Source organism: Haladaptatus halobius, from assembly GCF_020618475.1.
Lineage (GTDB): Archaea > Halobacteriota > Halobacteria > Halobacteriales > Haladaptataceae > Haladaptatus > Haladaptatus halobius.
In genome coordinates, this window is sequence record NZ_CP085335.1 from 1651918 (window position 1) to 1675448 (window position 23531).

General features: G+C 63.0%; 34 protein-coding genes. 19 read left to right on the plus strand and 15 right to left on the minus strand.

Annotated elements, in window-relative coordinates; translation table 11 throughout:
• Window positions 1–6: 6 nt before the first annotated feature.
• The gene (locus LIW51_RS09460; protein ID WP_227373830.1) at window positions 7–897 is read right to left on the minus strand and encodes a complex I NDUFA9 subunit family protein; all 891 of its coding nucleotides are present in this window, start codon (window positions 895–897) and stop codon (window positions 7–9) included.
• Window positions 898–983: 86 nt separating this feature from the next.
• The gene (locus LIW51_RS09465) at window positions 984–1175 is read right to left on the minus strand and encodes a hypothetical protein (RefSeq protein WP_227373831.1); all 192 of its coding nucleotides are present in this window, start codon (window positions 1173–1175) and stop codon (window positions 984–986) included.
• A gap of 134 nt (window positions 1176–1309) precedes the next feature.
• Between LIW51_RS09465 and LIW51_RS09470 the strand changes: the two genes are divergently transcribed.
• Together LIW51_RS09470 and moaC are read left to right on the plus strand one after the other, a co-directional pair.
• Window positions 1310–2734 (plus strand): NAD(P)H-hydrate dehydratase, encoded by a 1425-nt coding sequence (locus LIW51_RS09470; protein WP_227373832.1) that lies wholly within the window; start codon window positions 1310–1312, stop codon window positions 2732–2734.
• Window positions 2727–3215 (plus strand): cyclic pyranopterin monophosphate synthase MoaC, encoded by a 489-nt coding sequence (gene moaC, locus LIW51_RS09475; RefSeq protein WP_227373834.1) that lies wholly within the window; start codon window positions 2727–2729, stop codon window positions 3213–3215. Before LIW51_RS09470 ends, moaC begins: the two co-directional genes overlap by 8 nt.
• Here the strand turns inward: moaC and LIW51_RS09480 are convergent.
• Window positions 3205–3579: a winged helix-turn-helix transcriptional regulator gene (locus LIW51_RS09480; protein ID WP_227373836.1), complete on the minus strand. Its 375-nt coding sequence runs from the start codon at window positions 3577–3579 to the stop codon at window positions 3205–3207. The two genes, moaC and LIW51_RS09480, sit on opposite strands and share 11 nt — an antisense overlap.
• 327 nt (window positions 3580–3906) lie before the next feature.
• Between LIW51_RS09480 and LIW51_RS09485 the strand changes: the two genes are divergently transcribed.
• Entirely contained in the window at window positions 3907–4071 is a 165-nt protein-coding gene (locus LIW51_RS09485; protein ID WP_227373838.1) for a DUF7331 family protein, read from the plus strand.
• Here the strand turns inward: LIW51_RS09485 and hflX are convergent.
• Together hflX and LIW51_RS09495 are read right to left on the minus strand one after the other, a co-directional pair.
• Window positions 4068–5363 (minus strand): GTPase HflX, encoded by a 1296-nt coding sequence (gene hflX / locus LIW51_RS09490; protein WP_227373840.1) that lies wholly within the window; start codon window positions 5361–5363, stop codon window positions 4068–4070. The two genes, LIW51_RS09485 and hflX, sit on opposite strands and share 4 nt — an antisense overlap.
• A complete protein-coding gene (locus LIW51_RS09495) occupies window positions 5360–5716 on the minus strand; it encodes a DUF2209 family protein (RefSeq protein ID WP_368411781.1) in 357 nt (118 codons plus the stop codon). The genes hflX and LIW51_RS09495 overlap by 4 nt, the downstream gene beginning before the upstream one ends.
• Before the next feature lie 254 nt (window positions 5717–5970).
• On the opposite strand from LIW51_RS09495, the gene LIW51_RS09500 reads away from it, so the two are divergent.
• Window positions 5971–6291, plus strand: coding sequence for an FUN14 domain-containing protein (locus LIW51_RS09500; protein WP_227373843.1), 321 nt, complete (start codon window positions 5971–5973; stop codon window positions 6289–6291).
• A gap of 1 nt (window position 6292) precedes the next feature.
• On the opposite strand, the gene gvpO (LIW51_RS09505) is transcribed toward LIW51_RS09500, so the two are convergent.
• Complete coding sequence (gvpO, locus tag LIW51_RS09505) at window positions 6293–6787, minus strand: gas vesicle protein GvpO, halophile-type (RefSeq protein ID WP_227373845.1); 495 nt, start codon at window positions 6785–6787, stop codon at window positions 6293–6295.
• Window positions 6788–6804: 17 nt separating this feature from the next.
• Window positions 6805–7059: a gas vesicle protein GvpA gene (gvpA, locus tag LIW51_RS09510; RefSeq protein WP_227373847.1), complete on the minus strand. Its 255-nt coding sequence runs from the start codon at window positions 7057–7059 to the stop codon at window positions 6805–6807.
• 260 nt (window positions 7060–7319) lie between these two features.
• Here gvpA and gvpO (LIW51_RS09515) point away from each other — a divergent pair, with 260 nt between their 5' ends.
• The 11 genes from gvpO (LIW51_RS09515) to LIW51_RS09565 all read left to right on the plus strand — a co-directional run bounded on the left by gvpO (LIW51_RS09515) (window position 7320) and on the right by LIW51_RS09565 (window position 13768).
• A complete protein-coding gene (gvpO, locus tag LIW51_RS09515) occupies window positions 7320–7736 on the plus strand; it encodes a gas vesicle protein GvpO (RefSeq protein ID WP_227373849.1) in 417 nt (138 codons plus the stop codon).
• On the plus strand, window positions 7733–8560 hold the full coding sequence (locus tag LIW51_RS09520) for a hypothetical protein (RefSeq protein ID WP_227373851.1): 828 nt from the start codon (window positions 7733–7735) through the stop codon (window positions 8558–8560). Before gvpO (LIW51_RS09515) ends, LIW51_RS09520 begins: the two co-directional genes overlap by 4 nt.
• Window positions 8561–8806: 246 nt before the next feature.
• Entirely contained in the window at window positions 8807–9433 is a 627-nt protein-coding gene (locus tag LIW51_RS09525) for a GvpL/GvpF family gas vesicle protein (RefSeq protein ID WP_227373852.1), read from the plus strand.
• Entirely contained in the window at window positions 9430–9684 is a 255-nt protein-coding gene (gvpG, locus tag LIW51_RS09530) for a gas vesicle protein GvpG (protein ID WP_227373854.1), read from the plus strand. Before LIW51_RS09525 ends, gvpG begins: the two co-directional genes overlap by 4 nt.
• Window positions 9684–10100: a gas vesicle protein GvpH gene (gene gvpH, locus LIW51_RS09535; RefSeq protein ID WP_227373855.1), complete on the plus strand. Its 417-nt coding sequence runs from the start codon at window positions 9684–9686 to the stop codon at window positions 10098–10100. Before gvpG ends, gvpH begins: the two co-directional genes overlap by 1 nt.
• Window positions 10093–10878 carry a hypothetical protein gene (locus LIW51_RS09540; RefSeq protein WP_227373856.1) on the plus strand — a complete coding sequence of 262 codons (786 nt, stop codon included), beginning with the start codon at window positions 10093–10095 and terminating at the stop codon, window positions 10876–10878. The genes gvpH and LIW51_RS09540 overlap by 8 nt, the downstream gene beginning before the upstream one ends.
• Window positions 10871–11332, plus strand: a complete 462-nt coding sequence (gvpJ, locus tag LIW51_RS38935; protein ID WP_303659907.1) for a gas vesicle protein GvpJ — start codon at window positions 10871–10873, stop codon at window positions 11330–11332. The genes LIW51_RS09540 and gvpJ overlap by 8 nt, the downstream gene beginning before the upstream one ends.
• Window positions 11319–11636, plus strand: coding sequence for a gas vesicle protein K (locus LIW51_RS09550; RefSeq protein ID WP_227373857.1), 318 nt, complete (start codon window positions 11319–11321; stop codon window positions 11634–11636). The genes gvpJ and LIW51_RS09550 overlap by 14 nt, the downstream gene beginning before the upstream one ends.
• Window positions 11629–12453, plus strand: coding sequence for a gas vesicle protein GvpL (gene gvpL / locus LIW51_RS09555; protein ID WP_227373858.1), 825 nt, complete (start codon window positions 11629–11631; stop codon window positions 12451–12453). The genes LIW51_RS09550 and gvpL overlap by 8 nt, the downstream gene beginning before the upstream one ends.
• Window positions 12450–12698, plus strand: coding sequence for a gas vesicle protein GvpM (gene gvpM / locus LIW51_RS09560; RefSeq protein WP_227373859.1), 249 nt, complete (start codon window positions 12450–12452; stop codon window positions 12696–12698). Before gvpL ends, gvpM begins: the two co-directional genes overlap by 4 nt.
• 749 nt (window positions 12699–13447) lie before the next feature.
• Window positions 13448–13768 carry a DUF8593 domain-containing protein gene (locus tag LIW51_RS09565; RefSeq protein ID WP_368411732.1) on the plus strand — a complete coding sequence of 107 codons (321 nt, stop codon included), beginning with the start codon at window positions 13448–13450 and terminating at the stop codon, window positions 13766–13768.
• Window positions 13769–13792: 24 nt separating this feature from the next.
• On the opposite strand, the gene LIW51_RS09570 is transcribed toward LIW51_RS09565, so the two are convergent.
• Window positions 13793–14890 carry an AI-2E family transporter gene (locus LIW51_RS09570; protein ID WP_227373860.1) on the minus strand — a complete coding sequence of 366 codons (1098 nt, stop codon included), beginning with the start codon at window positions 14888–14890 and terminating at the stop codon, window positions 13793–13795.
• 85 nt (window positions 14891–14975) lie between these two features.
• Here LIW51_RS09570 and LIW51_RS09575 point away from each other — a divergent pair, with 85 nt between their 5' ends.
• Window positions 14976–15938, plus strand: coding sequence for a DUF7972 family membrane protein (locus LIW51_RS09575; protein ID WP_227373862.1), 963 nt, complete (start codon window positions 14976–14978; stop codon window positions 15936–15938).
• Window positions 15939–15957: 19 nt separating this feature from the next.
• Here the strand turns inward: LIW51_RS09575 and LIW51_RS09580 are convergent, their stop codons facing one another.
• The 3 genes from LIW51_RS09580 to LIW51_RS09590 are packed head-to-tail and all read right to left on the minus strand — an operon-like array spanning window position 15958 to window position 17980.
• Window positions 15958–16683: a ribosome assembly factor SBDS gene (locus LIW51_RS09580; RefSeq protein ID WP_227373864.1), complete on the minus strand. Its 726-nt coding sequence runs from the start codon at window positions 16681–16683 to the stop codon at window positions 15958–15960.
• A gap of 54 nt (window positions 16684–16737) precedes the next feature.
• Window positions 16738–17496, minus strand: coding sequence for an archaeal proteasome endopeptidase complex subunit alpha (psmA, locus tag LIW51_RS09585; RefSeq protein WP_227373866.1), 759 nt, complete (start codon window positions 17494–17496; stop codon window positions 16738–16740).
• A gap of 4 nt (window positions 17497–17500) precedes the next feature.
• Window positions 17501–17980, minus strand: coding sequence for an Rpp14/Pop5 family protein (locus tag LIW51_RS09590; protein ID WP_227373867.1), 480 nt, complete (start codon window positions 17978–17980; stop codon window positions 17501–17503).
• A gap of 227 nt (window positions 17981–18207) precedes the next feature.
• Here LIW51_RS09590 and LIW51_RS09595 point away from each other — a divergent pair, with 227 nt between their 5' ends.
• A complete protein-coding gene (locus LIW51_RS09595) occupies window positions 18208–18447 on the plus strand; it encodes a hypothetical protein (protein ID WP_227373869.1) in 240 nt (79 codons plus the stop codon).
• A gap of 25 nt (window positions 18448–18472) precedes the next feature.
• Here the strand turns inward: LIW51_RS09595 and LIW51_RS09600 are convergent, their stop codons facing one another.
• Together LIW51_RS09600 and LIW51_RS09605 are read right to left on the minus strand one after the other, a co-directional pair.
• The gene (locus LIW51_RS09600; protein WP_227373870.1) at window positions 18473–19087 is read right to left on the minus strand and encodes a class I SAM-dependent methyltransferase; all 615 of its coding nucleotides are present in this window, start codon (window positions 19085–19087) and stop codon (window positions 18473–18475) included.
• Entirely contained in the window at window positions 19071–19775 is a 705-nt protein-coding gene (locus LIW51_RS09605) for an RNase P subunit p30 family protein (RefSeq protein WP_227373871.1), read from the minus strand. Before LIW51_RS09605 ends, LIW51_RS09600 begins: the two co-directional genes overlap by 17 nt.
• A gap of 173 nt (window positions 19776–19948) precedes the next feature.
• Between LIW51_RS09605 and LIW51_RS09610 the strand changes: the two genes are divergently transcribed.
• Window positions 19949–21013 carry a phytoene/squalene synthase family protein gene (locus LIW51_RS09610; RefSeq protein ID WP_227373872.1) on the plus strand — a complete coding sequence of 355 codons (1065 nt, stop codon included), beginning with the start codon at window positions 19949–19951 and terminating at the stop codon, window positions 21011–21013.
• Between the two features lie 199 nt (window positions 21014–21212).
• On the opposite strand, the gene LIW51_RS09615 is transcribed toward LIW51_RS09610, so the two are convergent.
• Together LIW51_RS09615 and LIW51_RS09620 are read right to left on the minus strand one after the other, a co-directional pair.
• A complete protein-coding gene (locus LIW51_RS09615; protein WP_227373874.1) occupies window positions 21213–21617 on the minus strand; it encodes a hypothetical protein in 405 nt (134 codons plus the stop codon).
• Between the two features lie 248 nt (window positions 21618–21865).
• Entirely contained in the window at window positions 21866–22723 is an 858-nt protein-coding gene (locus LIW51_RS09620; RefSeq protein ID WP_227373875.1) for a 3-hydroxyacyl-CoA dehydrogenase family protein, read from the minus strand.
• A gap of 156 nt (window positions 22724–22879) precedes the next feature.
• Between LIW51_RS09620 and LIW51_RS09625 the strand changes: the two genes are divergently transcribed.
• Entirely contained in the window at window positions 22880–23449 is a 570-nt protein-coding gene (locus tag LIW51_RS09625; RefSeq protein WP_227373876.1) for a DUF7409 domain-containing protein, read from the plus strand.
• Window positions 23450–23531: the final 82 nt, after the last annotated feature.

Here is a 23531-nt window from a genome sequence, read left to right on the forward strand (position 1 = left end):
GCAGACTCAAAAGGACTCCGCGACACCGAGGTAGTCCGCGAGGCGTCGCAGGTCGTCCGGGTCGCGGTCGAACATCCGAACGTCGTTCTCCGCGACCGTGTTGTCGAATTTCAAAGAGCGGTACTGGTCGGCACCCATCGGCGCGAACGGAACGAGACCGGCGAATCGAAGGCCGATTCCCGCGAGCGGCATGGGAATCGGGAGGACGACGACCGACTTGCCCTCCGCACGATACGTGAGTCTCGTCACGTCGGCGAGCGTGAGCACCTCGGGGCCGCCGAGTTCGTAGGTTCGGCCGGCGTGGCCGTCATCCGCCACGCAGTCGGCCAGCAGCGGCGCGAGGTCGCCGACCCAGATGGGCTGGAATCTAGTCTTTCCGCCACCCGGAAGCCCGGTCACGTAGGGCGTGGTCAGCGTCTTCGTGAACGAGACGAACTCGCCTCCGTCGCCGAAGACGACCGACGGACGGACGAGCACCCAATCGAGTTTCGAATCGCGGACGACCTCCTCCGCTTGCCCTTTCGCTCGGATGTAGGCTGTCGTCCCGTCGGAGTCCGCGCCGAGGGCGCTCATCTGGACTAGTTTCGGGACGCCGCGTTCTTCGCACGCACGGACGACGTTCTCGGTGCCGCCGAGGTGAATCTCCTCGTGGCTCGCGCCCGAGGGCTTGAACAGCGGCGAGAGCGCGACGAGGTTGACCGCCGCATCTCGTCCCTCGAACGCGTCCGAGATGGATTCGTAGTCGGTCACGTCGCCCGCGACCGTCTCGACGCCAGCGGGGAGGGCGGCGTCTTCGGGGGAGCGCGCAAGCACGGTCACGTCGTGCCCGCGCGCATGGAGTTCTTCGGTGAGGGCGGTTCCGACGAAGCCACTGCCGCCGACGATCAGTGTTCGCATATCGGTTCGTTGAACCGTCGGGGACTTTACGTTATCTCGTGGCGCGGACGACAGGGCGTGTCGTCGGCGCGTCGTCGCACGTTTCGTCACATTTCTCGAAACGACACGAACATCCCCGGCGCGTGCGCCAGCAGTCCCGAGGACGCGGTCGTCCGAGGGCCGTCCGCTCGCGCTTGCGTGGTCGTCTCGGCGACCCCGCTCGGGACGACGACCGCGAGCGAGCCGCGCCGAGATATCGGCGACCGCGAGCGGACGGGAGCTTTCTGTGACTGCTTCACGTCTTGCTACCAGAGTCGGGTCAAGGAGAACCGCTTCGAGAAAAGTGAGGGGGTTCTGGAAACGACTGACTTTCGAGCGATACCGAACACGCCGACCCACAACGTTAACCCCGAATCCGCCCCAAACCCCGTGTATGATCACCGCAGACAGGATGGCCGCGGTGGACGAGAACGCCGAGGCACTCGGCGTGCCGCGCAAGCAGTTGATGGAGTCGAGCGGTAACGCCGTCGCCCGCGAGGTGCGCGACGTCGCCTCGCCGGGCGCGCGAGTGGTCGTCGTCGCGGGCCGAGGGAACAACGGCGGCGACGCCTTCGTCGCCGCCCGATTTCTGGACGACTACGACGTGTCCGTGCTCCTGCTCGGCCGGGCCGAAACCATCGGCACCGACATCGCCCGCGAGAACTGGGACGCACTTCAGCAGGCCGAGTACGACGCGACCGAGGTAACCGACTCCCGCGCCCTCGACCTGCCCGACTGCGACGTCGTCGTGGACGCCATGCTCGGAACCGGCGTCACGGGAGCGCTGCGCGAACCCGAGGCGACCGCCGCCGAGACGATCAACGAGAGCGACGCGACCATCGTCGCGGTGGACGTCCCCTCGGGCGTGAACGCCGACACCGGAGAGGCGAAGGGCACCGCGGTCGACGCTGACCGGGTGATCACGTTCCACGACACGAAACCCGGCTTCGACGATCTCGACAGCGACGTGACGGTCGCGAATATCGGCATCCCCGACGCCGCCGAGCGGTTCGTCGGGCCGGGCGACCTCCGCGGCGTTCGCGGCGAAGTCGGCGGTCGGGTGTTCGTCATCGGGGGCGGACCGTTCACCGGCGCGCCCGCACTCGCGGCGCAGTCGGCCCTGCGCGCGGGGGCGGATCTCTCGTTCGTCGCCGCGCCGGACGCCGTGGCCGGCGAGATTCAGGGCTACGCCGAAGACCTCATCGTCCAACCCTACGAGGGCGACCGACTCACACCCGAGCAGGTCGACGGGCTGGTGGAGACGGCAGAGGGGTACGACGATACGGTCGTTCTCGGGCCGGGACTGGGCAACGCCGACGAGACCATCGAGGCGGCAAAGTCGTTCCTCGAATCGTTCACGGGGCGGGCAGTAGTGGACGCCGACGCCCTCCCCGCGATTCCCGACCTTGACACGGATGCGACGCTGGTCTGCACGCCGAATCGCAAGGAACTCGCGAAGATGGGCGGCCCGGACGCGGACGACCTGAGCGAGGCAACTGACGGTATCGAATCCCTCGCCGCCGACCTCGGCCACGTCGTGCTGACGAAGGGCGCGACCGACGTGGTGTCGGACGGCGAGCGAACGCGAGTCGTCCGAACCGGAAACACCGGGATGAAAGTCGGCGGAACCGGCGACGTGCTCGCCGGAATCGTCGCGGGGCTGTTCGGAACGGTGGACGCCTTCGACGCTGCCTGCGCCGGGTCGTACGTCAACGGGCGTGCTGGTGACCTACTGTACGACGAGCACGGGGAGGGTCTCCTCGCTTCCGATCTGCTCGATACCGTGCCCGCGGCCATCCGGGGTGAGTTCGATGGCTGACGCCGACGACCTGACCCACACCGACGAGGACGGCGAGGTGCAGATGGTGGACGTGGGCGACAAGCCCGACACGGCCCGCCGGGCGGTCGCCGAGGGCGAGATTCACCTCCGACGGTCGACCGTCGAGGCGATTCGCGCGGACGACCTACAGAAAGGCGACGTGCTGGCGACGGCGAGAATCGGCGCGGTGCAGGCGGTGAAACACACGTGGGAGACGATTCCGATGTGCCACCAGATTCCCATCACGAACGTCGAAACCGAGTTCGACGTTCGCGACGACCGCGTCGCGCTCTCGGTCGCGGTGGAGACGACCGGAAAGACGGGGTGCGAGATGGAGGCGCTGGAGGGCGTCACGACCGGACTGAACGTCGTCTGGGACATGGTGAAAGCAGCCGAGAAGGGCGACGATGGGAGGTATCCCGACACCGCGATTCGAAACGTCCGGGTGGTGGAAAAAGAGAAACGACAGCTTACGCGATAGCCGAATCTCGGTCTTCGGCGGGGGTGAGATACTCCGTTCCCCAGTCGCGCATCGCGGTGATGACCGGTTGAAGCGACTCGCCGATCTGCGTCAGGGAGTATTCGACGCGCACCGGTTTCTCGTTCACGATCTCGCGGTTCACGAGCCGTTTTTCCTCCAGATCCTCCAGACTGTCCGACAGCACCTTGCTGGAGATGCCGTCCACCTCCTCTTTGATTGCGTTGAATCCAAGCGGGCCGTTTTCGAGGAGTCGATGCACGATGACGGGGTGCCACTTCTTCCCGACCAGTCGCGCCGTCGCGGTGATGGAACACCATTCTTCGCCCGCACACCACAGTTCGAGGGGCCGCACCGGTTCGCTCATAGCCGAACGTATTCGCCGCCGGCACAAAAAGTTACCCGCGACCACCGAGTTACGTTTCGTAACTGCCGCGTTCCACGACCGCTCCGACGACTGGTCAGCTGAAAGTCCGACAAAACAAAGCCTCGTTCTCACTCTTCGACGCGTCTCCGGCCCGCTATCGACAGTCGAACGAAGTGAAATTTCCGGTATCTATTTTCACCGAAACGTTTTCGTCCTCTGCCGACGGAGAGGTACCTGCAGAATCATGATAATAGGTAACATTTATCAATGACTGGTTGTTACCTACTGCTGTATAGTAAGTCGATTACGACACACTACCACTCTGGCATGACCCCGAGCACGCACGAAGCAGACGACTCCCGACGAGATTGGACCGACGACCGATACGCCGAACTGGCGGTGCAGGACGACGCGCTCCTCATCTACGACCAGAAGAACCACCGCGCGTGGATTCGCTCCGACGGCGCGGTGTCGATCTCCTCGATGCTTTAAGCCGACGGCGCGGCCGTCAAGTCGCTCGCTTTCGCCCGCGACCGTTGCACGATGGACGGGCGGGCCTCGAACTCAACGACCACCTCGTCCTCCAGGTAGGTCACGTCCTCCACCCGCGCGTGGTCGTGAACCCATGAGACGACGCTCATCGTGTCCTCGGTCATCGGCATGACGAGTCGTTCGAACTCCCAATCGGGGAGTTCGGCGTCGATGCGGCGTTTCAGCGTCTCGACGTTCGACCCCTCCATCCCGCTGATGGCAACGGGGTTTGGCGCGAGCGCGGACAGCGCCGTCCGTTTCTCTTCCAGTTCCTCGTCGCTCACGGCGTCGATCTTGTTCAGCACCGTGACGATGGGCGCTTGGTTGCGCTCGTACAGCGTGTCGTGACAGGTGACGAGCTTATTGCGGATTTCGTCGACGGGTTCGCTCACGTCCACGACCAGCAGGACGAGGTCGGCGTAGTACACCGCGTCCAACGTGGATTTGAACGATTCGACCAGCCAGTGGGGCAGGTCTTGGATGAATCCGACCGTGTCCGTGACGAGCACGTCCCGTCGGTCGATGGCCGCCTTTCGCGTCGTCGTCCCGAGCGTGGTGAAGAGACGGTCTTCCGCCTCCGCGGTGGTGTCGAGGTCGGGGTGGAGGTCGTCGTTCTCGCCGATCTCCAGCTCTTCGGCGAGCTGTTGCAGCAGTGTCGATTTCCCGGCGTTCGTGTAGCCCGCGAGCGCCACCAGGTCGAATCCCGACTCCCGGCGCTTCTGTCGGCGATCCGCCTCCTTGTCGGCGATGGCGTCGAGTTCGTTCTTGATGCGGCTGATTTGGTCTTTGATGTCCTGTTCGTGGCTCTCGTCGTACTCGCCGAGACCCATGAAGCCGGGGCGCTCGTCGCGTTTGGCGAGACTCGTCTTCGCCTCGACGCGCGGTAGTTCGTACCGTAGCTCCGCCAGTTCGACCTGCAACTGCGCCTTGCGGGTCTGCGCGCGCTGACCGAAGATTTCGAGAATGAGTCGGAACCGGTCGATGACCCGCGTGCCCTCGGGGAGACGCTGGCCCAGGTTGTACGTCTGGTACGGGCCGAGTTGGTTGTCGAAGACGACCAACTCGGTCCCCGTTTCGGCGACGGTTCCGGCCAGTTCGGTTACTTTCCCCTCGCCGAGCTGGAACGCGGCGTCTTCCTCGCGCGATTGGGTGAACTCGGCGGCGATGTCGTAGCCGGCGGCGCGGGTCAAATCCCGAAGCTCGGCGGTGTCGGCGGTTCCTGAGTCTACTCGTTTTGCCAGTATCGCTTTCATAGGAGTAGTTTGCGAGCGGCGTACGCGGCGTGGTGTGCGGCCTGCACGGTTTCACGTTCGGCTATGCTCTCGACGTACTTAAATTCCGTTTCGAGATACTGTTCGACCATCCACTTGGGCTCCTCGTAGAATTCGCCGCGTTCGGCGACGACCGGCCCCTCCGGCGGGGTCGGTAGGTCGTCGAGCACGGCGGCGACGATCTCCGTGACGGCGGAGAGCGTCGGTTGCTCGTGGCTGACGGCGAACCCCATTCCCTCGACGCATCGCAAACGTGTCGTCCCGACGATGGCGTGGACGGCGGCGGCGACCATCAGGTACTCGCCCCGCTCTTCGTGGCGACCGCTGATGTCGATGCCGACCACGTCAGCCGTGCCGGCTCTTCACTCCGATTCGTGCCGTGTTTCCGTGCACGTCTGCCCGTAAGCCATCGAGGTTCTTCAATCTCCCGCCGGGTGGAGGATTCGCGGCGGCTATCCGACGGTACAGGTCTCGATACGTACCTGTCGCCCGGCGAAATGCGAATTTCCCTTGAAGCGGCCTTCGAACGCGTTCTGTCATCTCTGAGAGACCAAAAAATTCTTAACGTGTCGATGTGCTGAATCGGACGATGCAAATCGGAATTGATCCCCAACAGCTCGGACTGGAGTTCGGGAGTGGTACCGTCATCGGCGGCGTCATCGGGTTCGCGGCCAAGAAGGTGGCGAAGCTGATCGCCGTCATCGTCGGTCTCGAACTCGCCCTGTTCAAGTTCCTCGAATCGCACGGAATAATGACGGTCGATTGGGACAAGCTCTCCGCCGGCCTGCTCAAGACGGGCGAAGTCGCGGGAAGCGGGGCGCCGCCGTCGTGGATCACGACGCTGCTCTCGATGGTATCCGTGAGCGCCGGCTTCGTCGGCGGCTTCATGCTCGGCTTCCAAAAAGGATAGTCTACCGCTCTTGCTCGTCGCCCCGGCGATACCGCTCTTTGAGACGGTAGCCGGTTACGTCTCCCGATTCGCTCAAGGAAACCTCGTACTGCCCGAGGATGTCCTGCGTATCCGGAATCGCGCTCCGTTCTACCATCTCGACGCCGACCTCCCAGCCGTCATCGTCCTCGGTTATCTCGATGATTCCGTCAAGCGGACGTCCGACGAGATCCGACGCGACGCTCTCTATCGTCGTTCGAACGTCCATCACGTCGAAGTCGCCGTTTTGTGCTTCGTCCACGCTTTCACCCTCCTTGTTTTCGTCGCTCTCGCTCGATTCGCTTCCCGTCTCTTCCCCCCCGTCCACCGCAGTTTCGTCGGCCCTACTCGCTTCGTCGGCGTCATCTATCGTCTCGTCATCTGGGTCGTGCTGGTGGCAGAACCCGTCATCCTCTGCCGGGCGGGAACAGCGCTCGCCGGACTCGGTGAGCGCCCGGCATTGATCGGCTTCCGACATGGTATCTCAGTGGCTACTTACTCGGTGGTCGCTTTTACATCTACTTCCTCGAAGTCGACTTCCTCGCCCGCCTCGGCATGTTCTATCTTCGACATCTCCTTGGCGTAGTGGATGAACGTATCGACCGACGCGACGACGACGCGCGCCTCGACCGTCAGCACCTCGATACCGACGACGGAGATGCGTGCCCACACGTCGATGACGACACCCTTGTCGAGGATTCGATCCAGCACTTCCGCGAGACTGGACGAATCCGGATTTGTTCGTGCCATGGTTATCAGCGGGAATCCAATCCCCGTGTTTTCTAGTGCCGCCGGACGCTATTTGATGGTTCGGGCCGTGGTTGCAAGCCGTTTTTAAGGAGCGCCGAATTCATAATGAACGATCATTCCAGTGAAGTGAGGGATGTCGCGGTCGAAACGAGTCGTTACGCCGCCGTCAAATCGAGCACCGAACGGCGTCCGCCGAGAAATCGGCGATGCGGGCGCACGAGTTATTGTCGTCGGTATCGACACACCAGTCGGGGGAGAGAATGAGCGAACGAACGGACGGCTCCGGAGACGGGTTCGGCGAAGTCGTCGACCGACTCACCGACGCCGTCGAAGAGTCCGAACGGGATGCAGGTAGTGAGATACCCGAGACGGACGGTAAGATAGGCGTAATCGACGCGCGGGACGTCGGACGAGCCGTCGCGGAAGACCTCACGGGCTTGCCGTTAGACGGCATCGTCGAGGTCGATGACCACGAAGAGGGGTGGCGCGTTATCGCCGAAGTGGTAAAGCGCCACTCGATTCCCGACACGCAGGACATCCTCGACCGGTACGTCATCAGTTTAGACACGACTGGGGGCGTTCGAGGCTACAGCCGCGTCGGTCGGTATCGTCGCGGAAACCTCGGCGAACAGCGGGAAATCTTCGCCGCTAACGACGCAGAAGGGGGGACAATATGAGCCAAAACAACACACCAACGATGCGAGAACTGCTCGAAGAGAGCTTGGAAGAGGAGGAGAATGTCGAACGGCTGGTCGAAGAAATTATTCAGGGGGAAAGGGAGAACGGGGGAAACGTCGGACGCAACGTCGGCGGACTGATCGGCTGCGGGTTAGGGATGTATGTCGGGCGTAGACTCGGAAAGTCGCTCGGCACGACCATCGAAAGCCGTCTCAGCAAGAGCGAGAAGTCTGACGACTCCTCACGCGAACAACTTGTCCGCCAGCGCGTCCAGGACGCGTTCGAAGTTGGCAAGGAGGAGGCGGAGGAAATACTCGCTTCCGCACCCGCGGTCGAAAGCGACGAGAACGAGGGGAGCGACGAAGCCAAGAGCGAGTCCGGCGGTGAAAGCGGGGAAGAAGAAGCAGAAGCGGAAGCGGGCGAGGAAGAAACAGAGGACGAAACGAGTGAAGAAGCCGCAGAAGCACAGGAGGAAGAAGCAGAGTCGGAGACCGAAGAGGAGTCGAGCGAAGAGGAAGCGGAGTCAGAGACGAGCGAGGAAGAGGGAAAAAACTTAGAAGACGAGGGGGAAGCAGGAGAAGAAGAGAGGGAAGCCGAAGAGCAAGCAGAGGGAGAAGAGACGGAGGCCGAGGAGGAGGAGGGGGAACCGGAAGCCGAAGAGGAAGAAACGGAACCCCGAGACGAAGAGAGGGAAGTCGAAGACGAGTCGAGCGCGGAGGTGACTGAGGGCGGTGTGAGTTTCGACGACCTCTCGGACGAAGACCTCCAGTCGCTGGCGAACGACCTGCTCGACGAGATTCAGCAGCGAAAAGCCGCGCCGTGACGACGAGCGATTCTTCCTTCTGATTTCGAGTAGCGATTTCCGTGCGCCGCGAATGCGGTGGTCTACTCGAACGTGGCGGTCGCTTCGGCGGGTGGAATATTCGTCGCCGTGGAACGTCGTCCGCTCACCGCCTAATCGGCCTAACTGCCGCGAACGCGGCGTAGGCTTGCTGTTTCCGCCACACGACTTATTAGCGCCCGTCACGTCCTTTCGCACTAGAGGACAGCCGTCGCCGTCCTGATAACGATGAGTTCGAACCGATACGTCTACGGGGTGATCGAACAGAACGAGTTCGAGTTCGACGCCGACGCGGTGGGTGACGCGGATCGAGTGTACACCGTCAATTACCGAACGCTCTCCGCCGTCGTCTCGGACATCGACACGACCGACCCCGAACGAACCGACGAGGACAGCAAAGCGCACGACGAGGTGCTCCGTCGTGTACTCGAACGCGACGACGTGGACGCTGTCGTCCCAATGCAGTTCGGGATGGCGTTCAAGGACAACCGAACCCTGAAGACCGTCCTCCGCGGCGCGAGACGGGCGTTCACGAAAGCCCTCCGCGAGGTGGACGGCCACGTCGAACTCGGCGTCAAACTCGTCGCCAACGAGGATGCCAACCTCCCCCGCGAGGAGATCCGCGACGACGTGGGGGGACGACTGTCGGAAATCACGGCGGGCGAGACGGATGACGACCTGTTCAGCGATCGACTCGTGTTGAACCGCTCGTACCTCGTCGCCCAAGACGACCGCGAAGCGTTCGGCGAGGTCGTGGACGACGTGCGCGAGGAGTACGGCGACCTCACCGTCCAGTACACCGGACCGTGGGCACCGTACAACTTCGTGGACATCGAGATCGGAGCGCAACGATGATCGTCGTCGATGACTTGCTCGTGCGACCGTTCGTCTCGCTCCTCGACGTTCTCCACTCGATGGCGCTGGACGAGATGTACGACGTGGAGGGGATTCAGGACGAACTCAAGGAGACGCACCTGTTGTACGAGATCGGCGAGCTGTCGGACGAGGAGTACCGAGCGCGGAAAGAAGAGCTCGAAGAACAACTGGAGGTCGCGGAGGAGGTTCACGACCGACTGCGGAACGGAAAAGTCGAGGTGAAAGGATAATGGGACTGTTCGAACGGCTGGTAAGACTGGCGAACGCGCTCGCCGAAGAAGACGGAGCTAGGACGCGCTCCGGCGAAATCGGCGACGCCAAGGGGCGAATCGACTACGCGGTCACGGTCGACTCCATCAGCACCGACTCCCCGCGAGACCGACGACGGTCGTCGGCGTCGCGCCAAGAGTACCTCACGGACGTTCGGGAGGAGGGCGACGAACTACTCGTCACTGTCGACGTGCCCGACGTGTCGGAGGACGATCTCTCGGTCAGGTTCGACGATCAGACGGGCACGGTCGAGATTCGGGACGCGGAGCGAACCGTCAAGCGTCTCGACCTCCGTCGAACCGACGTGCAGGTGACCGCGGCGTCGTACAACAACCGCGTGCTCGAACTGCGGTTCGGGGGGATGGAAGATGGATGACGAAGAGATGGAAGTGTTCGAAAAGGAGGTACGGTCGGGCGTCGAGCAGCTTAAATCGGCGTTCGAATCGTCGGAGTCGTTCGAGGAGGTCGCGGACGAGGCGGAGAAGCTCTGGACGGTGTTGGACGAAGGGGAGGACGTGCTCGACGAGATCGACCTGACCGACGTTCCGGACATCGTCGACTCGTCGGACGCTTCCGAGGCCATCGACGTCGAAGATATTCCGAAGGCGATCTCCGAGGGCGACCCGGAGGAGGCCATCGACACGTGGGGCCTCATCAAGGCGGTCGAACTCCGGAAGCTGTGGGATTCGGCGGACATGCGCGAACTTTGGCGGGAGGCGCGCGAGTTGGAGGACGCGGTCGACGACCTCGGCGACGATTCGGAAGATGGCGGTAGCGACGGGATGGTGTCTGGGATGAGCGCCGACGTAGGGGGTGCCGAAGTGGACGACGCCGACGTGGAAAGCGAGATGCGGTCGGAGCTGTACCAAGCGAAGATTCAATCCGAACTGCAAGACAGCATCGAGACGTTCCGCGAGAAGCTGATCGAAACTCGAAACGAACTCGCCGCCATCAAAGCGGAGAACGAGTCGATCGGCGGCCCCGGCCAGCCGAACTCGCGCAACCCGACGGCCTATTCCACCATGGCGCAATCGCGTACGGACATGGGGAGCGCGGGGGGCTTCTCGACGGTTCCGCGGGAGACGAAATACTCGTCGGCACCGAACACGAAGCGAATCTACGGCGATAGGTTCGAGGAGGAAAACGATGAGTGACGCGAAACCGACGCGCAGTCAGTCCGACCTCGCGGAGATGCTCGAACTCCTGCTCGACAAGGGCGTCGTCATCAACGCCGACATCGTGGTGACGGTCGGCGAAACGGAACTGCTCGGCGTCCAACTTCGGGCCGCCATCGCCTCGTTCGAGACGGCGGCGCAGTACGGACTGGAATTTCCGGAGGGTACCGATATGAAGCGCGTCGAGGAGGCGGCGGGCGTCGAAGAACTTCCGGAATCCGAGGCGGTGACGGTCGAGGCGTCGGACGAGGAGACGGAGGAGCTCGAGCACGATGTGGACGATCTCCGCGAATTAGACGCCTTGCTCACCGAGGCGCTCGACGAGGAAGGGGAGGACGAGGACGCCCAAGCGGAGGAGACGGAAGCGGAAGAGGAGGACGAGGAGAAAGAAGAGAAAGCGCAGGAGGTGACGGCGGAGAATGAGCGCGATTAAGATCGACGGCGACGACGCGGGGCGCGGACTCGTCGCGCTCGTCGTCACCCTCATCGAACTGCTGGTCGATGCCCTGGAGCGCGAGGCGGTTCGTCGGATGGAACACGACGACCTCGACCCAGAGGAGATAGAACGACTCGGCTCGCAGTTGGCGGCGCTGGAAGCGGAGATAGACCGACTGAAGGAGTCGGAGGATATCGAGCGGGAGGTGGACGACCTCCGCGACGACTTGGACTCCCTGCTCAGCGAGGCGCTGGTGGACGTGGCGGAGCGCGAACCCGAACTAGAGGGATTCGATGGCTGAACCGGGCGAAGCCGAGACAGGGGCGAACGCGGGAATCGACGCCGAGTTCGAGGACGGTCGCTACCTCTACTGCGTGGTCGATTCGACGGCGGAGACCGAATTTTCGGAGACGGGCATCGACGACGAACCCGTCTCGGTCGTCACCGACGACGGCGTCGGCGCGGTCGTCCAGCCCTGCGACTCGCCCTACGACACGGACGACCTCGAAACGGTGCGCGAGTGGCTCCTCACCCATCAGGAGGTCGTCGACGCCGCCGGTGAGGCATTCGGCACGCCGCTCCCGTTTCGCTTCGACACCATCCTCAAAGGCGACGACGACCGCGTCCGGGAGTGGCTCGCCGACCAACGCGCCGACCTCGAAGCGCACCTCAACGAGTTCGCGGGCCACTGGGAGTACCGCGTCGGCGTAACGTGGGACGAGGACCGCGTCCGCGACGAACTCGAATCGGAAGACGAGGAGTTGGTCGACCTACGCGAGCGAATCGACGACGCGAGCGAGGGTACCGCCTTCATGCTCGAAAAGCAGTACGACAACCGGCTCCGCGACCTGCGACGGACGCGCAAGGAAGAGCTGACTGCGCGGCTCCACGACGGCCTCGAACCCCTCGTTCGGGAGCTAGAGGAGGTGGACTCGCGGAAGAGCCTCCTCGGATCGGACACCTCCGAGGACGTGGTACAGGTCGCGTTCCTCGCGCACGAGGAACGCGAAACAGACATCGGAAGCGTACTCGACGATATCGCGGGGGAACCGGGCGTCGAACTGCGCTTTACGGGGCCATGGCCCCCATACTCGTTCGCCCCCGAACTTGACGCATGAAACCGACGAAAGACGACCACGCCGTGGTAGATCTGCTTGACGTACTCCTCCGCGACGGAGCCGTGATACAGGCGGACGTGGTCATCACGGTCGCGGACGTACCGCTGGTCGGACTCAGCCTCCGCGCCGCCATCGCCGGGATGACCACGATGACCGACTACGGCTACTTCGAGGAGTGGGACGCGGTACAGCGCCGACTCGCCCGCGCGCCGGACGACCATCCACTGCTTCCCGGCGAGGATTGATTCGTTCGCGTACCGCACGACCTCGCGCGACGACCGTTCGAGCCGGAACGGAGAGTGGACTGCGAGGAGAGTGATTACGAGTCTGTTAGCGTCCGTCACATCGTAGAGGTCTCGTTGAAATTATCATCAAGCGATGAGTTTCGGCGAGCGTGCTGAACAGAGAGCGCGTATCTATCACCGTGGCTGTTCGATACCGAACCCGATTACTCAGCACGGGCGGGTAATCGTTCACGATCTTTTTCACGATTCCAACTGACCGTAATCTATCATCGAGGAGAATAATTTTTCTGTCCGCTTTCCATTTCAGGTCCGTATGGACGAGTCTAACCTCCAGAACCAACTCTACCGAATCAGGCAGCGACAGCATCTCATTCTAATCCTGCTTGGTATTCCGTACCTTTTCGGCATCGCCGAATTGATTGGAGTCTGAATCGCTAGTATTCTCTACACTGTGTTCGGTCTCGTCGTATTCGCAACGGTTGTCTTCTACCGCAGACGCAGCCGGAACGCGGCGGGCCGGTAGACGCAGAGCAAGACGACGTGCTGTCGGAGAGCACGTCGCTTCCGTGAGAACCGTGTCGAGAACTGCGATACGGCCCGATGAGCCGGTGCGACAGCACGTTCCACTTCCGGAATGAAATCGCCACCGGAGCGGCAAACGGATTCTGCTCGACGACCCGGCCGACAACCACATCGAACTGTTCGAACTCGCACGGGAACGATGTCGGTGTTGCGGTACCGACGCTGCGATGTCGAGCGAAGGCCCTGATAAGCAACTTGAACAGGCAACCACGGCGACTACCCTCCGAGAGGTCAAAAACGAAACTGCGATGTCAGTAACTGAGATAACCGACGACGACGAGGGGAAGAAGGTCGTAGACGAGAACAGTGACCAAGTCGGTATCGTCTCCGACGTCGAACACGGGACGGCGTACATCGATCCCGATCCGGGACTCACCGAGAAGGTGAAATCGAAACTCGGCTGGGGCGACAGGGATGAGGACACGTACCCGCTTCAGGAGGAGACGGTCGCGTCCGTCACGGACGACGAAATACGTCTCCAGTACTGATTCGGCGTCAGTAACTTTTCGTCGCTACCGCTCCTCCGGTGGGTCGGAGCCGAGCGAGAGCGACGTGTTCGCCGTTACCTGTTTTCCGCTGAGTAAGTCGCCGAGCGCCATCCCGGCGAACTGCACGACGAACACGAGCACCAGCGGGCCGAGGAAGATACCGTACCAACCGAACAGCAGGCCTCCGAGCACGTACGAGAACATCACCAGCCCGGTGTGCGTCGTCCGCCCCGACACGTAGGGTCGCACGATCATCTGCGGGAGCAGGTCGAGAAAGACGAGCGAAACGAGGAAGAACGCCGCCGGGAACCACGCGAGCCGAGGGTTCGTTCGGAACGCTTGCACGCCGAGATACGCCGTAATAGGAACGTAGACGAGCTTTCCGACGACGATGGGGACGAACGTCGCCAACCCGGTCAGGAGGGCGAGGATGGTCGGTATCGGAAACGACACGCCCGACGGCGCGAACGCCGCGAAGGCGTTGTAGACGACGGTCGCCGCCACGCCGACGAGGAGGACGGTGAGCACGTTGCCGAAATAGACGGTGGCGAGGTCGCTGTCGACCGCGGAGAGATACGCGACGAGCGGGCTTTCGTCGCCCACTTCGTCGCGGAACCAGTCCGCGAGTCGGTCGCTGTCGCGGAGCGCGAAGAAGGCGAACGAGATGGCGATGAAGAGGTGGAGGATGCCGGTGGCGACCGCACCGAGCGACTTCGCGGCGGTCGTGAGTTCGTTCCGAAACCGACCAATATCGGCGTTGAGAAGTCGTTGTGGCTGTGAGAGCACCGACGGCACCTCGCCCGATCCGGGTACGAGACGAGCGTAGTAGGTCTCGATACCCGTCCCGGTGAACGCGCTCAGCTCTCGAATCCCGACGACGACGCTGTAGCTGATGAGTAGCAACGCGGGCAGAGCGATAAGCAGTAGCGTTCCCATCGCCGCGAGATTATCCGATTCGACTCGCGTCGTCACGCGTCGATAGAGCGGCCGCGTTCCGTAGTAGAGGAACAGGCCGAGGACGAGCGTGCCGACGAACGAGTACGCGACGAACAGCAACGCCACGAACAGTGCGGTGGCGAGCACCCACCAACCGACCTGCGACCGGTCTTCGGGAAGTTTCATCGTACCGGCTACGACGCCCCGACGACAAAAATTTCTTCTCGCCCGGCCGTTCGCTTTTTCCGAAATGGCACGGTAGTTGCACGAGATGAATGACGAACCCTCGTTGGACGACGACGGACTGTCCGTCTCGAAGTGGCTCCTCCTCTCGGGCAATCGGTTCGTCGTCACCGCCGGAATCGTCGTCGCGTTCGTGGCAATACTTGCTGTGCTAACCGCTCTCGACATCATCTCCGTCGGCCTTTCGAGTTCCACCCGAACCCTGCTCGCCAGCGGTGTCACGTCGGGTCTGCTCACGCTCATCACGGTGACGCTCTCCATCAACCAACTCATCCTCTCGCGCGTGTTCGGGTCGCCGAACGAACTCTCCGATAAGCTCGAGGGAACCGTCAACTTTCGCCGAACCGTCGAGCGAATCGCGGGGCGTTCGACGAGCCCGACCGACCCGCGTGAGTTTCTGGCGCTCATCACCGAGACGATCCACGACCGGGTCACCGACCTCGACCTGTCGTCGGTCGACGAGGAGGCGGGCGACTACCAGTCGGCGCTCGCGTCGTACTCCGGCTCGCTGACCGATTCGGTTCGCGACCAAGACGACACCGTCGGCGTCCTCGCGAAGATAATGGGAGCCGAGTACGCCGAGTATATGGAGGCGACGCGCTACGTGAAAAACGAGTTCCAGGACGAGCTCTCGGAGCGAGCCCTGTCGGAGATAGAAGACGTGCTCGAACTGCTCGAAGCCATCGCCATCGCCCGCCAGTTCTTCAAGACGCTCGCCATACAGCAAGACCTCGCGCGCCTCTCGAGGTTCATCGCGTACTCCGGACTGTCGGCGTTCGTGACGACCATCGTCCTCACCCTCCTCTACAAGTCGAGTTCGGGCGCGTACGTCCCGCCGGAGACGCTCACCGCGGTCGTCCTGCTTGGATTCGGCGTCATCATCAGCCCGCTCGCGGTGCTCATCGCGTACATCCTTCGAGTGGCGACCATCGCGTTCTACACGGTTTCGGTCGGTCCGTTCGTGCCGCCGAAAGAAAAGTCGGCGGAGTGAAAAATCGGGTAGTGACGAACTAGCGCGTCTGCAGATCGTCTTCGTCCTTGATGATCTGCGTCTCGGCTTCGCCGCTGGTTATCTCGTTCACGAGGTCGTAAAACTCGTTTTGCATCCCCGCCGGGAACGTCACGACGCCGATCCACGAGCCGTCGTTCTGCCATTCTTCACGCTCCAGTTCGCCGAATTGGCGGATTCTCGCCTGCGCGCTTCCCGCGTAGTTCGCCGGCACCTGCACCGCGACGGTTACCTCGTCGAATCGGATGGGGATGACCGGTCGAAGAGCGTCGAGCGCGTCGTCCACTTGTTGGCCGACGGGTTCCATCGGGTCGACGGAGAACCCCGCCTCCTCCAGTGCGCTCTCGATGCGATCCGGCGGATGCGGCGCGTTATCCATCTGCGGGTTGACGGCGTTGCGCGTGATGCGGTCGACGAGCTGTTTATGCTTCTGTTCTTGCATCTCGCGGCGCTGTTCCGCCGTGATCTGGATCTCACCGCGCTCGATGACTTCCGGAATGATCTCGAGTGGGTCGGTCGTCTCGAAGACCTTCTCCAGATCCTCCTCGGCGGGTCGGTCGCCCCGACTCGCGTTCTCGAACACGTCCTCGGCGGCGATGACGTCCTCGATGTCGCCCTTGAACTCGCCGCGTTTGATGGCGAGCGCCGCGTCCGGGTCTACGAGCACCTCGAATCGCGCCCCGTGCGATTCGAGACGCGCCGTCACCGCCTCTTCCAGTGATATCATACCCGGAGCTAAACGCGCCCACCTAAAAGATGTTTCCCGAAGAAAACGTCCCGATTACTCTTCTGGCTCGTCGCTCTCCTCGCCCTCGAGGAGGTCGAGTTCGTCGAGGTAACCCTCGACTTCGTCGTCGTCCAGCATGCGGAACTGTTCGCTCTCTACGTCCACGGTGGCGACACCGACGCCTTTCGCCGAGAGTTCGTCGTCGTTGACCGTGCCGAGGGCGCTGAGCGCGAGGTCGACGCCGCCGTCAAGATCCATCTCCTCGCTGTAGTTCGATTCGAGGTAGTCCTGGATCTCGCCGCGATCCGCGCCGACCGCGAGCGCCTTCCACTCGTACGGCGTACCGGAGGGGTCAGTCTCGTAGAGGCGCGGAACGCCGTTCTCGATGCCGCCGATGATGAGCGCGACGCCGAACGGGCGCGCGCCGCCGACCTGCGTGTACTGCTGGATGTGGTCGGTGACTTCCTTGGTCAGTGTCTCGACGCCGATGGGTTCGTCGTAGCGCAGGCGGTTTATCTGCGACTGGCGGCGCGCGAAGTCGATGAGCTGGCGGGCGTCCGCGACGTGGCCCGCGCTGGCGATGCCGATGTGGTCGTCGGCCTTGTGGAGCTTCTCGACGCTCGTGCGCTCCATAAGCGGCGACCGGGTGTGTTTGTCCACTGCGAGGACGACACCACCTTGCGTCCTGACGCCGATGCTGGCGCTTCCTCGCTTGACGGCCTCCCGTGCGTACTCAACCTGGTAGAGGCGTCCGTCCGGGGAGAAGATCGTAATCCCGCGGTCGTACGCTTGCTGTTGGGCTTGTCCCTGCATAGTATCACTCGAAATCGAGTTCCGTCGCGCCTACGAACGCGCTATCGACCCGTACGTCGAATAAGTCGTTCCGTACGACGGCGGGTCGTTCTGCGTCCGCGAACACGACGCTTCTCTCCCCCGAAAGTTCCCTGCGGCGACCTAAATACTTTTCTTCACAACCCCGTACCGTCCCGCTTATACCGCGGACGAACACGCCGACGGAGTCGCCGTGCACCCCATCAATGCACGCGAGTGCCGCCCTCGCGTCGTCCGTGTGACCTCGCCGGGTGCGCACAATGGCCTCGCCCTCGCCGTCTCGGAACTCGAACCCGAGCACTTTGAGGTCGGCGTCCGCGCTCCCGGCGTCGCCGAGCAGGTTCTGCGCGGCGAACCAGACGCTCCGCTGGAACGACCGGCGGTCGATGTCGGCGTCGGGCCACGATTCGAGACCGATCGCGAGGTAGCGCCAGCGGGGTCTGAGATGTTTCGGTAGGTGTTTCATTTCGGGGTCTCGGGTGTGGGTTCGGTTCGAGCGGTTTTGAATCGTGTGTTATCGGAATGGCTGTCGCGTTGAGTATCGAAGCCGAGGATTCCAGATTGCCCTGCTGGCGCACGTGCTGGAAACTTGACTCGTTTCGAGAAATTCGACTTTCTACCTGGCGCGCGCTGGCATGGCGGCCGGGACGCGGTCGTCCAAGACGCCACCGCCAGACATCGAGCGAGGTCTTCGTGAGCGAAGCGAACGAACGGCTCGTCGGAGCTTGTCTCCGACGGTGGACGAGTATCGCAGGGAGCGACGCGACCGAGAAACGCAATCGGTTGGGGCGGCTCGTGGCTGTCGCGGTTGCGGTGGCGGTTTTGATAGTAGTCGCAACAGCTAGCGACACGAACAAGATCAGCAGTAAGGAGGCGGACACGTGTCGAAGCGATAAGCCTAGACTGCCAAGAACGAACGACAGGACGCGGTGAAAACCGACCGTTCGCCACCCACTCGCTATTGTTCTCCAGACCGCTCCGCAACCAACACGCCGACCTGCTCGTGCACGCGCTTCACTGCGGTCAACGAGAACCCGTTGTCGGTCAACACGTCGGCCAGATGCCCGACCGTCGAGGGGTCGTCCACTTCGGGGCTGTAGAACGGCTCGTCGGGGTCGGGCGTGCCGAAGAACATCACGTCGCCCAGAACGAACTTGCGCGGGCCGAGTCCAGCGACGACCTTGATGGCCTCGCGCTTCTCCTCGTCCGAGAGGTGGTGCATGGCGAAATTGGACACCACGATATCGACCTCGTCCTCCACGTTCGGCTCGCGAAATCGACCGTTCCCGAACTCCACGTTGTTCAACCCGTCTTCCTCGGCCTTCGCACGAGCCTCTCCCATCATCCCTTCGCTGATGTCGCGCCCGACGACGCGCTTCGCGCGGGGTGCGAGGGTGAGCGCGATTGCACCCGTGCCCGTCCCCAGATCGAGCACGGTGTCGTCCGCGCTCGGGTCGGCGTGTTCGACGACGAGGCTCACGCAGGCTCGATATTCGTCGCTGTTCTGTGAATCGTCGTACTCTCCGGCGATCTCCGAGAAGCGGTCGGCGTGTTCCTCAATCGTCTTCTTCATATCGACCACGTTTCACGTCAGGCGCAATGAAATCGTCGGAGCGCCGTTCACGGTTTCGCTCCGCGAGGTGGCCCCACTCCCGCAGTCCCGTCTCGATCTGCTCGCGCGTGAATCCTATCGTCTCACCCACAGCTATCAGTTCGCGGGGGCCTCGTAACTGAAGGTGGGAGCGCGGGTCGGCGCTGACGACGAACGGCGCGTCGTACTTCGTGACGATCTCCCGCAGTTTCCGCAGGGCTTGCAGGGCTTGCACCCGCGGGCCGCCGTCGGCGCGGAGCACTCGAGCGAAGTTGAACTCCACCCGGACGCCGTTCTCGGCGGCGGCCTTCGCCAGCACGTGGTTGAAATCACTGCGCCCGCGCATCGGATGGGCGAGCACGTCGATTCGCTCCGTTTCGACCGCGAATCGGTTGAGTTTCGGCGTCCCGCCGTGGAGCAGGAGGATCGTCGTCTTGGGTCGGTAGTTGCCGACGTGGCCGCTGGCTTGCGAGGGGTCGTCGGCGCGAATTTCGAGGGCGTCCACCACGTCCACGTCGTACGCCTCGCGTACTCGCGCGGCGTCGACCTCCGCCCGCGAATCGCCGTGGTTCCGGACGACGATACCGTCGAACCCGTAGTCGGTCGCCGTGGCCGCGAAGCGCGCGACAGTGCTCTCCCCGTCCGGGGCGGCGTGGACGCTCTCGTACATCACTCGTCTTTCGGTCGGATACGATGAGACTTGGCGCTTGCGACTCTCCGCGACGGACACCGACGATGATGGCCGGCGATTCGGAACAGATTAGACCGTCGAAGTGGACGCGAGTGGTAAGCCCAAGGGGTTTTGCCGTCGCGCCCCGAAGGGTTGGAAGGTTCAGTATCAGAATGGACAGTTACCAACCGACACCGAAGATTTCAGACGATATCTCGCAAGCCGACCTCGACTGGTGTCATCGGGCGGTACAGGGGGTTTCCCGAACGTTCGCCATCACCATCGACCTGCTCGACGAACCGATGGCCGACGCTATCTGCGTCGGCTACCTCCTCTGCCGCGTCGCCGACACGATAGAGGACGCGGGCCACATCCCGCCGGGCGAACAGGCGCGCCTCCTCCGCACCTACGACGCCGCGCTCGACCCGGACGACGAGACGACCGTGGCCGAGTTCCGCGCCGCAGCGGACGAGTGGATTCCCGACGACGGCGGCGACGACTGGTTCGTCGTCGCGCACGCGCCGCGCGTGGTCGAGACGTTCGCATCCTGCCCGCTCCCCGTCCAGCGGGCGGTCCGTCCGCCCGTCCGAGAACTCGTCGGCGGGATGGCGATGTTCGTCGAACGCTACGCGGACACTGGCGGCCTCCGTATCCGAACGCGCGCGGAGCTCGAAGAGTACTGCTACTACGTCGCCGGAACGGTGGGCGAACTCATCACGAACCTCGTCTGCCGTGACGCCGATTCGAAGCAGGCCGACCGCCTCCGCGAGAACTCCGAGTCGTTCGCCCTCCTCCTCCAACTCGTCAACGTCTCGAAGGACGTGTACGTCGATTACCACGACGAGAACAACGTCTATCTCCCGGCGACGTGGCTCGGCGAAGCGGACGTTTCGCAGGACGCCCTCTGCGACCCCGAGCACAGCGACGAGGTCGCCGGGGTCGTCGCCCGCACCGCGGAGCACGCCCACGGGTTCGTGGACGACGCCCAATTCTACCTCGAAACGATGCCGCGCGCCCGCGGCAACCGCCTCGTCGCGTGGACCGTCCCGTATCTGCTCGCGGTCGGCACGCTCCGCGAGGTGCGAAAGCGCCCCGAAGACGCCCTCCGACGCGCCGGAATCAAGGTGTCGCGCGAGGAGGTTCACGCCGTCCTCGCGTCGCTCTCGGGCGGCGTGGAACGGGATATGCTCGGCGAGCTGCGCCGGACGATTTCCGAGCGACCGTTCCACCGCGCCTGAGTCGTCCGGTGGCGCTGACTACGTCGATGTATCAGTCACGTTCCGCCAAATCCGGTTCGACTGAGCGTCCCAGGTGAAGCGATGACACTCCGGTTTCAAGGGACTGGTGACCGAACTAGAACACCCCGCGTAGTTGCCGTTTTCCAACCACAGAACTCGAAACCCGTGTGCATTAGGAAGGACGCCCTCCGGTGATCCGTCAGCGTATTCGAGCGTGATTCGGTATCGGACGGCGGTCTGGCAGGTTTCTTTCGTCGTCCCGCCGAATTCCGAATCCCGAATCGACGCGAACCCGGAACGTACTCGTGTCGGCTTCGACGGAAGACGTTCGCTCCGTCCAAACCGAGATGTTCAAGTCGGTACTCTTCGTCCGAATCGTCTCCACTTCCGTGATTTCTCTGCCTCCCATCGAGGAACTCGCATAGCCTCGTAGCTCGTCGATGCAGCCGGAATCTAATCGCTCGAATTCGGAGACGGTAAGCTCCGTTGGGCCGGTGTGGTTCGAAAATAGCGGGAGTGCGTTTACCCCATTCGAACTGCTTCCCACGATGACGATTCCGACGACGGCTATCAAGAGGAGAAGTCGCTTCTTATCGGAGACCATATTTCAGGATCAAAGGAGGGCGTGATAAGGAAACCGGTCGTATCGGCGCGAAGCGATTCGATCGAAAACCTGCCGGACGTCGGCGAGCCGCCGTCTCCGAAGCGCCTGCTATCGTGTCCGCGGCGCTTCCGAGTCGTCTCGACAGAAACCTCGATTAACGGTCGTCTCTGGACGAAGCCGAGAGGTCGACCGACCGGTTGGACTTCCGCCGAGGGGTCATCAAACAAGGACGAACCCGGACACGAAATTTAGTACTCGTAGAAGCCCTTGCCGGTCTTCTTGCCCAAATCGCCCGCGTCGACCTTGCGCTTCAGCAGATAGGCGGGCTTGTATCGGTCGCCCAACTCCTCGAACAGCGTCTCGCTGGCGTCGAGACAAATGTCGAGGCCGATGTGGTCGGCGAGCGTGAGCGGACCCATCGGGACGTTCGTCCCGAGTGTCATCCCCTTATCGATGTCCTCCTTGTCGGCGACGCCCTCGTCGTAGGCGCGGATTCCCTCGTTTATCCACGGCATGAGGATGCGGTTGGTGACGAAGCCGGGTTTGTCGTCGGACTCCCACGTCTCCTTGCCGAGTTCCTCCGCGAGGTCGTGGGCGAGGTCGACCACGTCGCTGTCGGTCTTCTCGCCGACGACCAGTTCGACGCCCTTCATCACGGGAACCGGGTTCATGAAGTGCAGACCGACGACCAGTTCCTCGCGGTCGGTCGCGCTGGCGATGGTCGTGATGGAGAGCGTGCTGGTGTTCGTGGCGAGCACCACGTCCTCGGGGAGAACGTCGTCCAAGTCCGCGAAGATGTCCTGCTTGATGGCCATATCCTCGACTGCGGCCTCAACGACGAGGTCGCAGTCGGCGAGGTCGGCGAGGTTGGTCGTCCCCGCGATGCGGGAGACGACCGCCTCGGCCTCGTCCTCGCTCAACTCCTCCTTGGCGACGAAGCGGTCGAGACTGCTCTCGATGGCGTCGAACCCGTTCTCCACGAACGACCGCTCGATGTCGCGCATAACCACGTCGAACCCGTTCGCGGCGGCGACCTGTGCGATGCCGCTGCCCATGGTGCCTGCGCCGACTACGCCGATGGTGTCGATATCGTCCAGCGTACGCATGGCCGGGAGTGCTCCGGGAACGATTGTAAGGATAGCGGAACGTGAGGCGGAGTCGTCCGCCCCGCGCCGCGAGAGACGAACCCGCCGTCGAACGAGATACCGCCTGCGAAAAGTTCAAGAATCGGGGGTGTGAGAGGGAAATAAGTCGGTGAGACCGTGACGAAAAACGACACAGATGGGGAGGAACTGACTGAAACCCGACTGAGCGACGTGCAGTTCGTCGGTCCGGCGACGGCGGCGGTCATCGAGGACGCGTCGTTCGACGCCGGGGGAATTCTACGGCGAACCGTCTCCTACGAGATGCTGCGCGAGGCGGGCGTGAATCCGGGGGTCGCCGGACGCTTACGAAGGGAGCACTCCCTGTCGTGGTCGTTCGGCGGGTCGGGCGACGACCTGACCGACCGTTCGAACCAGATTCGCGGTCTACAGGACGAAGAGCGCGCGTGGATAGCGGCCAGTTCCGGCGACTGGGAAGCGATCTCGGCCTCGACCGACGGGAGCGGCGACGCGCAAGTCGAGGAAGCGGCGTGGCGCGAGCGAAGCAGTCCGGAACCGGTGACCGACGTGCCGGGAATCGACGACGAAGCGGCCTCAGAACTCGCGGAGGCCGGCATCATCTCCATCCGGAGCATGGTTATTGCCGACCCCGAACGAGTGGCCGAATCGTTGCGATTCGACGAGGAACAGGTCGTCCGATGGCAAGACGCCGCCCGAGAACTGCTGTAAATTTACTACTTTCGTAGTTCCCGAGTGCTCGATAGGACTATCGAGGGCGACGAAAATGGGGGTTTCGACTCGCGCGCGACCA